Below are 7,689 nucleotides of genomic sequence, written 5' to 3'. Positions count from 1 at the left end.
GAGCCTCCGGCCCCGCGGGGGGGGCGGCAGTCGGGGCGGCGGGCCTCGCCGCCGTGCCCTGGCCCGTGCGGGGGGCGGTGGACGCGGCAGGCGCGGCGGGCGGCCTCTCGCGGGAGGGCTGAGCCGTCACGGGGCTGGCCGCAGGTGCCGGGGGGGTGGCAGCCCGGGCGGGCGGCTTCGGCGTGGAGGCTGTCGGGGCGGGGGCCGGGGGCTTGGCCGCCTCGCGGGTGAGGACGACTCCCGGGGAGGTGGGCCTGGCCCCATCACGCGGTGCTGGAGAGACCGCCGCCGCGGCCCCCTCGGTGCGCGCCGTGGGGCGCCCGGCGGGTTGAGGGGCCTGGGGGGCCAGGGGCGCGGTCGGGACCGTCGCGGGCTCCTGCGTGAGGGCGAGTTCTTCAGGAAGCGGCTCGTCGGGGAGCGGCGTCTCGGCGAAGGGCGCCTCCGGCACCGTCTCCTCCAGGCTGGTTACCGTGGGGGGAACGGGGGGCGCGGCGCCAACCGGGGTGAGGACCCACCACGACAGCCGCTGTCCGACGAGCAGGATGCCGACGGTGATCAGGGCGGCGATGAGGCAGAGGGCCACGGCCTCCTTCCAGTTCTCCTTCCAGTACATAGTGGACCTCCGCGTCGGTGGGGTAGACCGCCGTTATAGGCCAGTTCGGGCCGAGCAAATGAGACCCGAATCCGGCCATCCTCACGCCCGACCGAAGATGCATCTTCCCCGCCCCGCGAAGGCATGAATTCCGTGAGAACCCGCAAGGTCGCCTCAACCCTCACGCCAGGTCGACGATGAAGGGCGCCTCCAATTCGTCGTTGTCCACGACCACCCCCGCGTGGCGCCACGGCTCGGCCTCCCGGAAGTACAGCCGCTGGCCCTCCACGTAGCGGCGGTTGGACGCGGCGTGCGGGTCCGGCGAGCCCCAGCCCGGTCCCCGGCCCGCCCCACGCGGCACCGACACCTCAAAGGCCACCCGCAGGAACACCGAGTCGTCCCACACGTCCCGCAGCTCCGGACGGTGCAGGAACAGCCCGTCGAGCAGGAGGAGGCTGCCGGGGTCCGCCCGGAGTTCCGGCGCGTCCACGGGCGAGTCGGTCACGTGGTCGAAGATCGCCGCCCGGTAGGCCAGCGACCCGCCCAGCCCCAGCGGGTCGAGGAGTGCCGAGCGCAGGCCCGCGAGGTCGTAGGAGTCGCGGTAGAAGCCCTCCGGCGAGTCGCGGCCCAGCCGGTAACGCACGGCCCGCGGCGCGTGGAAGCCGTCCACCGAGGCGCGGATGACCGTTCGCCCCCGCTCGCGGAGCACGTCGGCCAGTTCGTCCGCGAAGGTCGTCTTGCCCGCCCCGTCCACGCCGTCTATCGCCACGCGCAGCACGGGGGAGGCGGGCCGGGCGTCCAGCCGGGCGGCGAGGAAGCGCAACAACGCCCGCCGGACGGTCAAAGCTTCAGGTCGCCCTGCTCGGTGACGTTCAGCCCCTGCGCCACCTCGCGCGACGCGCCCTGCCGCTCGCGGTCGAGGTACGTCTGCGCCTGCCTGACCTCGCGGTCGAGCACCTGAATGGTGTCCTTGAAGCGGTCGAGCGCCTGGGTGCGGTAGGTGCTGATCGCGTCGAGCGCCCCGTACACGTCCCGGAAGGCGGCCTGGATGACCTCCGGGTTCACGGTCGCGCTGCCCGCCTGACGCTGGATCTCGGTGGACTGCTGGCGCAGCAGGCTGGCGGTCGAGGAGATCATGTTGCCCGTCGTCTCGTTGATCGCCGTGACCTGCCCGAGCACGGCCTGCTGGGTGCCGAGCGCCTGCGCGACCATCAGGGCGGTGCGCAGGGCGCTCACCGTCGTGGTCGTCGCCCGGTCCACCCCCTTGATGAGTTCGAGGTTGTTGCGCCGCACGAGGTCGAGCGCGAGGTAGCCCTGAATCCCCACCGCGAGCTGGGTCAGCAGGTCGGTCACCCGCTGCCGCACCGCGAAGAGCAGTTCCTCGCGCACGACGCGGGCCTTTTCGGGGTCGCTGGCCTCCAGGGTAGTCAGCCGCGCGGTCAGGGCGTCGTCCACCGCCTTGCCGACGTGGGCGTACTGCCGGAGCTTTTGCATCGTCTCCCAGAGGTGGACCTTCTCGGTCTCGATGCTCGCGTTGTCGCGCCGCAGCTCGTCCTGGCCGCGGTAGAGCGCCTCCAGAATCGCGTTGAGGTGCGTTTGCGCGCTCTGGTAACGGTCGAGGGCGTTCTGGGCCTTGCGCCCCCCCGGCAGCTTCCCGAAGAGGCGCCGGGCGGTCGGCGCGCGGCTGGGGTCGAGGTCCTCCACCGTGCGGCGCAGGTCGGTCAGGCCCCTCAGGATGGAGCTGCCCTCGGCGAGGGCCCCGGCCTTCGTCGCCCGCAGGGGCCGTTCCAGCATCCGGTTCGAGACCTGGGCGGCGGCCCGCTGCTCGGAGAGGCCGAGGTCGTGCACGGAGTCGAGCTTGCGCTTGAAGGTCTCGCCGTGGGTGCCCGCCCGCAACACGTCCTCGACGAAGGCGCGCGCCATCGCGTCGAGCCGGGCGCGGTCCTCGGGGGAGAGGGGCACCATCTCGGGGGCGTCACCCGCCTGCACGGGCGGCACGGCCTCGGGAGCCTTCATCAGGGACTCGGGCGGCGTGAGGGGGTCAGGCTTGGGGTCGCTCATAGGTCACAGTACGCCCCCGGGCGGGGCGGGGGTGCGTCCATCTTTCGGGGGAGGGCAGGCAAATGCGCCCCGCCGTTCCGCAACTTCCCGGTACGCTGAATCCACCATGAACAGGCTCGCGCTCGTCTTCCCCGTCGCCCTGACGATCGCGGCCTGTGCCCCGGCCCCCGTCCGCACCGATGATGCCCGCCTCACGGCCACGGCCCGCACGCCCGGCGGCGTCTTCGCCTTCGACTGCAACCCGGCTCTGGACGCGCGGCGAAACGGCGTGACCCTCTCCTTGGGAGGCGACGCTTCCGTCTCCTGCCCCAGCACGGACGGTCGGGCGACGCTGGCCCTGACGGTCTTCGCGGTGAACAGCCCGCCGCCCGCGGTTCCGGCCCCGGTGAGGCCCGTGCCCGTCCCAGCTCCACCCCCCACCCCGTCTCCCGTCCGCCCGGTCCCGTTCGAGCTGGCACCGGGGCCGCCTCCCCCACCTCTTGCTCCGGTTCCGACGACCGAGACGCGGGTCCAGGTGCTGCTCGTCGTGCCGGGGACGGCGGGGAAGGCGCCGCTGACGTACTCGGGGCCGACCCGCCGAAGCTCTCTCAACCTGTGGAATCTGCCGTGGAGTCGGGGCCTGCGCGGGGAGTTCGAGGCCGACCTCGGCGGGGACGCGAGCGTGCAGGGCCGCGTCAACCTCGTCGCGGAGTAGGTGAGGAGGGCCGAGGTGGGTCGCCCCTATACTCCTGGGCATGATCGACGCGGCCCAAGTCGAATACCTCGCGCAACTCGCGCGCCTGGAACTCACGCCCGAGGAGCGGGGGGCGATGGAGGAAGACCTCAACCACATCCTCGGCTACTTCGAGCAGCTCAGCGAGGTGGACACCACGGGCGTCGAGGAGATGCAGCGACCCGTGGACCTCGTGAACGTGCTGCGGGAGGACGTGCCCGGCGAGCGTTTCGCCCCCGGGGTGGTGGCCGCCCTCGCCCCCGAGATGCAGGACGGCTTCGTGCGTGTGCCCCGCACGGTGGAGCAGGACTGATGAGTGGCCTGTATCTCTCCTTCGGAGCTGTCCCAGTCGGGGACGGCCCCTCTCCTTTGGAGCTGTCCCAGTCGCTTTTCTTGCTCGCGTTCGCGCGTCTCTGGAGGCGGTGATGCTCGACCTCAAGTTCATCCGGGAGAACGCCGACACCGTGCGGCACGCCGTCCTGGTCAAGGGCGTGAACCTCGACCTCGACGAACTGCTGCGCCTCGACCGCGAACTCGTGGAACTCAAGCAGCGCGTGGAAGCCCTCCAGACCGAGCGCAACGCGAACGCGAAGCTGGTGCCCAGGGCAACCCCCCAGGAGCGCCCCACCCTGATTCAGCGGGGCAAGGACCTCGCCGAGGAGATCAAGGCGCAGGAGCCCGCCCTGCGCGCGCACGAGGACCAACTCCGGCAACTGCTCCTGCGCGTGCCGAACATTCCGCTTACTTCTGTGCCGGTGGGCAGGGACGACTCCGAGAACGTGGAGCTGCGCCGCGAGGGCCGCGTCCCCGAGTTCACCTTCCCGCCCCTGGATCACGTGGAAATTCTCGAACGCCAGGGCTGGGCCGACCCCGAGCGCGTGGCGCGGGTGAGCGGCAGCCGCTCGTACCTCCTCAAGGGGGACGCCGTGCTGCTGGAGATGGCGGTGCTGATGTTCGCCATGGACTTCCTGCGCGGGCGCGGCCTGACGCCGCTGAGCACGACCGCCCTCGTGCGCCCGGAGACGCTGGTGGGCTCGGGCCACTTCCCGGGCGGCGAGGATCAGGTCTACAAGATCGAGGGCGACGAGCTGATGCTGGCGGGGACGGCGGAGGTTCCGGTCAACAGCCTCTACGCGGGCGAGCAACTGACCCTCGATCAATTGCCGATGGCCTACGCCGCCCTGAGCGCCGCCTTCCGCTCGGAGGCCGGGTCGGCGGGGCGGGACGTGCGGGGCCTGATCCGCGTCCACGAGTTCCGCAAGGTCGAGCAGTACGTCATGTGCCGCGCCGACGAGGCCGAGGGCCTGCGCTGGTTCGGCGTGCTGCTGGAAAACGCCGAGGCGATGCTGCGGGCGCTCGAACTGCCCTACCGGGTCGTCCAGAACTGCACGGGCGACATGGGCGCGGGCAAGGTCCTGATGTACGACATCGAAACCTGGGTGCCCAGCGAGGGCCTCTACCGCGAGACCCACTCCTGCTCGTACCTGGGCGACTGGCAGGCCCGCCGCACCGGGCTGCGGTATAGAGACGAGCACGGCAAGCTGGTGTACGCCCACACCCTGAACAACACGGGAATCGCCGCGCCGCGCATCCTGGTGCCCCTGCTCGAAAACCATCAGCAAGCGGACGGAACGGTGCGGGTGCCGGAGGCCCTGCGCCCTTACCTGGGAGGACGCGAGCGGTTGGGAGTGCCGGTGCGGGAGGGGGCGACGGCTTAGGTCGCCTCCTACGCGGGGTTTCAGGGTAAGATCGGCAGGTCCCGCGAGGGACGGGGCGCATGACAACCGGGGAAGAGCGGGGGGAACAACGAACGGAGCGTGAAAGCGCCCGGATCGTGACTCCGGGCGCTTCGGAAAGGGGGTGGTCCGCCTTGCCCAGCAAGCAAAAGCGTACCAAAAAACCCCGCCGGAAGCCACCTGGCCTGGCTCAGATCGCCGTGTTCCTCACGGCCCTGGGCGCAGTGCTGAGTGGTGTGGCGGCCCTCATTCAAGCCCTGAGGTAAAGCCCGCTCGCCTCCCCGGTTGCGCCTTTTTCAATCCAGCTCTCCGAGAGTCGGGCCATCGTGCCTGGCTCTTTTTCGTGAAGGCTGAACCAGATCCATGCCAGGCGCTCCACGTCAGCCTTCCTCACTCCCCACCCTTTACCCTGCGCCCATGGACATTCCGCGTGAGGTGCTGGCGCAGACGCAGGCCCGCTTCGTGAGCCGGGACCCCGACCGGGCGGGAACCCTGGAGCGTCTGAATGTGGGAGGGCCCCTGGCCGCCGACTCGGTGGAGCGGGTGGAGACGCGCCTGACCCGCCTCGGCGTGCCCCTGCCCGATGTTCGCGCCCTCGTCGAGGGGCACGAGGACGTGCCGACCGTCGCCGCCCGCCTCCCGGAGCCCACCCGCCTGGGGCTGGAGCGGGTGCTGGGCACGAACGACCTCCTGGGCGTGGCGTACCTCGACCTGGCGCGCTCGGCGTCGCGGGCGGTGGGCCGGGTCGTGCTGCGCAGCGAGCAGGGACGGACGGTCGGCTACGGCACGGGTTGGCTGTGCAGTCCGCGCGCCATCCTCACCAACCACCACGTGCTGGAAAGCGCCGAAGACGCCCGGCCCTCCGTCATCGAGTTCACTTACGAGCTGCGCCCCGACGGCACCCTCACCGACCGGGTAACGTTGAACCTCGACCCCGACACGCTCTTCCTGACCTCGGACACGCTGGATTACTCGCTCGTGGCGGTGCAGGGAGACACCTCGGCCTTCGGGTGGCTGCCCCTGATCGGCACCGTGGGCAAGGTCCTCGTCGGCGAGGCGCTGAGCATCGTCCAGCACCCCTCGGGCGAGCCCAAGCAGGTCGCGCTGCGCGAAAACCGGTTGGTGGACCTCCTCACCGACTTCCTGCACTACGAGACGGACACCGCGCCGGGGTCGAGCGGCAGCCCCGTCTTCAACGACACCTGGGAGGTCGTCGCCCTGCACCACAGCGGCGTGCCCCGCACGGACGCCCAGGGCCGCACCCTGCGCCGCGACGGCCAGCCCGCCAGGCCCGGCGATCCCGACACGTTGATCGACTGGATCGCCAACGAGGGGGTGCGGGTCAGCCGGATCGTGGAGGACCTGCGGACCCGGCAGGACGCGGCGGGAAACGTGCTGGTGGCCGAGGTGCTTGCCGCCAACCGCCCGCCCGTGGTGGGCTCGCCCGTCGCCTTTGCCCCCTCGTTCACTCCCACAGAGGCCGCCCGGGTGCTCGACCTCGGCACCCTCAACGTCGGCCCGGACGGCGTGGCGAGCGTGCCCGTCACCCTGCGGCTGCGGGTGGGCGGGGGAGAGGCCCGGCGGCCCGCCTCGCCCGACCGCCCCTACCTCGACCCGGGGGACGCGGAGAACGCGGCGGCCTATTACGCGGACCTCCCGACCGGGGGAACGCCCCAGGCCCGCTTCCTGGCCCTCGCGGAACTCGTGCGGCGCACCCACGCCCGCACGCCCGGCTACGATCCGGCGGACGAACTGTATCCGTGGGTGGACCTGTGGCCGGACGGCAAGCTGCGCAGCCTGTACAGTGCCCGCGAGCACGCCCCGGAAGAGCTGATCGCCGCCGACCGCGCCGCACGGGAGCGCCGCCTGACCCTGGCCGCGCGGGAAGGGCTGAGCGTGGACGTGCTGGAGGACGCCATCCCCTACAACTGCGAGCACGTGGTTCCCCAGTCGTGGTTCGGCAAGCGCGAGCCCATGCGCGGGGACCTGCACCACCTCTTCGCCTGCGAGCCGGGGTGCAACTCGTTTCGGGGCAATACGCCGTATTTCGACTTTCCCGACTACGGCGAGGTGCTGCGCAGCGACTGCGGGCGGCGCGAGCCCGGCGAGTTCGAGCCCGCGCACGGGAAGGGAGCCGCCGCCCGCGCGACCCTCTACTTCCTGCTGCGCTATCCCGGCGTGGTCCGGCAGTACGGGGAGCGTCACCTCCAGACCCTCCTCGCGTGGCACGGGGCTGACCCGCCCGGTAACTGGGAGCGGCACCGCAACGCGGCCATCTCCCTGCGCCAGGGCAACCGCAACCCCCTGATCGACCACCCGGAGTGGGCAGCGGAGGTGGACTTCGGCGAGGGGTTGGGGCGCTAGGGTCTGTCTGGGTGAATTTGGGAGGATGGGGGGATGGGACGGACAGATTTAACCGAGCAGCAGTGGGCTCAACTTCGCCCACTGCTGCCCCCACACCCCAAGCGAGGACACGCCTACAAGGACCACCGCGTCGTCCTGAACGGCATCATCTGGCGCCAGAAGACCGGCGCACCCTGGCGGGACATTCCTGAGCGGTACGGGTCATGGCATACCTGCCATGACCG

General features: G+C 71.4%; 7 protein-coding genes and 1 pseudogene. 5 read left to right on the top strand and 3 right to left on the bottom strand.

The genetic code is table 11. From position 1 onward, the window contains the following. The 3 genes and pseudogenes from A7B18_RS22175 to A7B18_RS20580 all read right to left on the bottom strand — a co-directional run. Positions 1-613, bottom strand: a pseudogene (locus A7B18_RS22175) (hypothetical protein); the annotation flags it as partial. Between the two features lie 160 nt (positions 614-773). Continuing rightward, positions 774-1,436 carry a nucleoside/nucleotide kinase family protein gene (locus tag A7B18_RS20585; protein WP_245872996.1) on the bottom strand — a complete coding sequence of 221 codons (663 nt, stop codon included), beginning with the start codon at positions 1,434-1,436 and terminating at the stop codon, positions 774-776. Next, complete coding sequence (locus tag A7B18_RS20580) at positions 1,433-2,653, bottom strand: toxic anion resistance protein (protein WP_102128540.1); 1,221 nt, start codon at positions 2,651-2,653, stop codon at positions 1,433-1,435. The genes A7B18_RS20585 and A7B18_RS20580 overlap by 4 nt, the downstream gene beginning before the upstream one ends. A 106-nt stretch (positions 2,654-2,759) precedes the next feature. On the opposite strand from A7B18_RS20580, the gene A7B18_RS20575 reads away from it, so the two are divergent. The 5 genes from A7B18_RS20575 to A7B18_RS20555 all read left to right on the top strand — a co-directional run. Beyond that, entirely contained in the window at positions 2,760-3,347 is a 588-nt protein-coding gene (locus A7B18_RS20575; RefSeq protein WP_102128539.1) for a hypothetical protein, read from the top strand. A gap of 40 nt (positions 3,348-3,387) precedes the next feature. Further along, positions 3,388-3,678 carry an Asp-tRNA(Asn)/Glu-tRNA(Gln) amidotransferase subunit GatC gene (gene gatC / locus A7B18_RS20570; RefSeq protein ID WP_102128538.1) on the top strand — a complete coding sequence of 97 codons (291 nt, stop codon included), beginning with the start codon at positions 3,388-3,390 and terminating at the stop codon, positions 3,676-3,678. 112 nt (positions 3,679-3,790) lie between these two features. Further along, positions 3,791-5,083, top strand: a complete 1,293-nt coding sequence (gene serS / locus A7B18_RS20565) for a serine--tRNA ligase (RefSeq protein ID WP_102128537.1) — start codon at positions 3,791-3,793, stop codon at positions 5,081-5,083. A gap of 435 nt (positions 5,084-5,518) precedes the next feature. Continuing rightward, positions 5,519-7,465: an endonuclease gene (locus A7B18_RS20560; protein WP_102128536.1), complete on the top strand. Its 1,947-nt coding sequence runs from the start codon at positions 5,519-5,521 to the stop codon at positions 7,463-7,465. Positions 7,466-7,498: 33 nt separating this feature from the next. Continuing rightward, positions 7,499-7,689: transposase (locus tag A7B18_RS20555; RefSeq protein ID WP_146009591.1), on the top strand; the 191-nt coding region annotated here is incomplete at its 3' end.

The organism is Deinococcus planocerae, assembly GCF_002869765.1.
GTDB lineage: Bacteria > Deinococcota > Deinococci > Deinococcales > Deinococcaceae > Deinococcus > Deinococcus planocerae.
This window is presented reverse-complemented; position numbering and strand designations above follow the sequence as displayed.

Bases quoted from the DNA above. Each gene is read 5' to 3' on its own strand.
- gatC (WP_102128538.1), top strand. From the start codon at position 3,388: ATGATCGACGCGGCCCAAGTCGAATACCTCGCGCAACTCGCGCGCCTG.
- A7B18_RS20575 (WP_102128539.1), top strand. From the start codon at position 2,760: ATGAACAGGCTCGCGCTCGTCTTCCCCGTCGCCCTGACGATCGCGGCC.
- A7B18_RS20560 (WP_102128536.1), top strand. From the start codon at position 5,519: ATGGACATTCCGCGTGAGGTGCTGGCGCAGACGCAGGCCCGCTTCGTG.
- serS (WP_102128537.1), top strand. From the start codon at position 3,791: ATGCTCGACCTCAAGTTCATCCGGGAGAACGCCGACACCGTGCGGCAC.
- A7B18_RS20580 (WP_102128540.1), bottom strand. From the start codon at position 2,653: ATGAGCGACCCCAAGCCTGACCCCCTCACGCCGCCCGAGTCCCTGATG.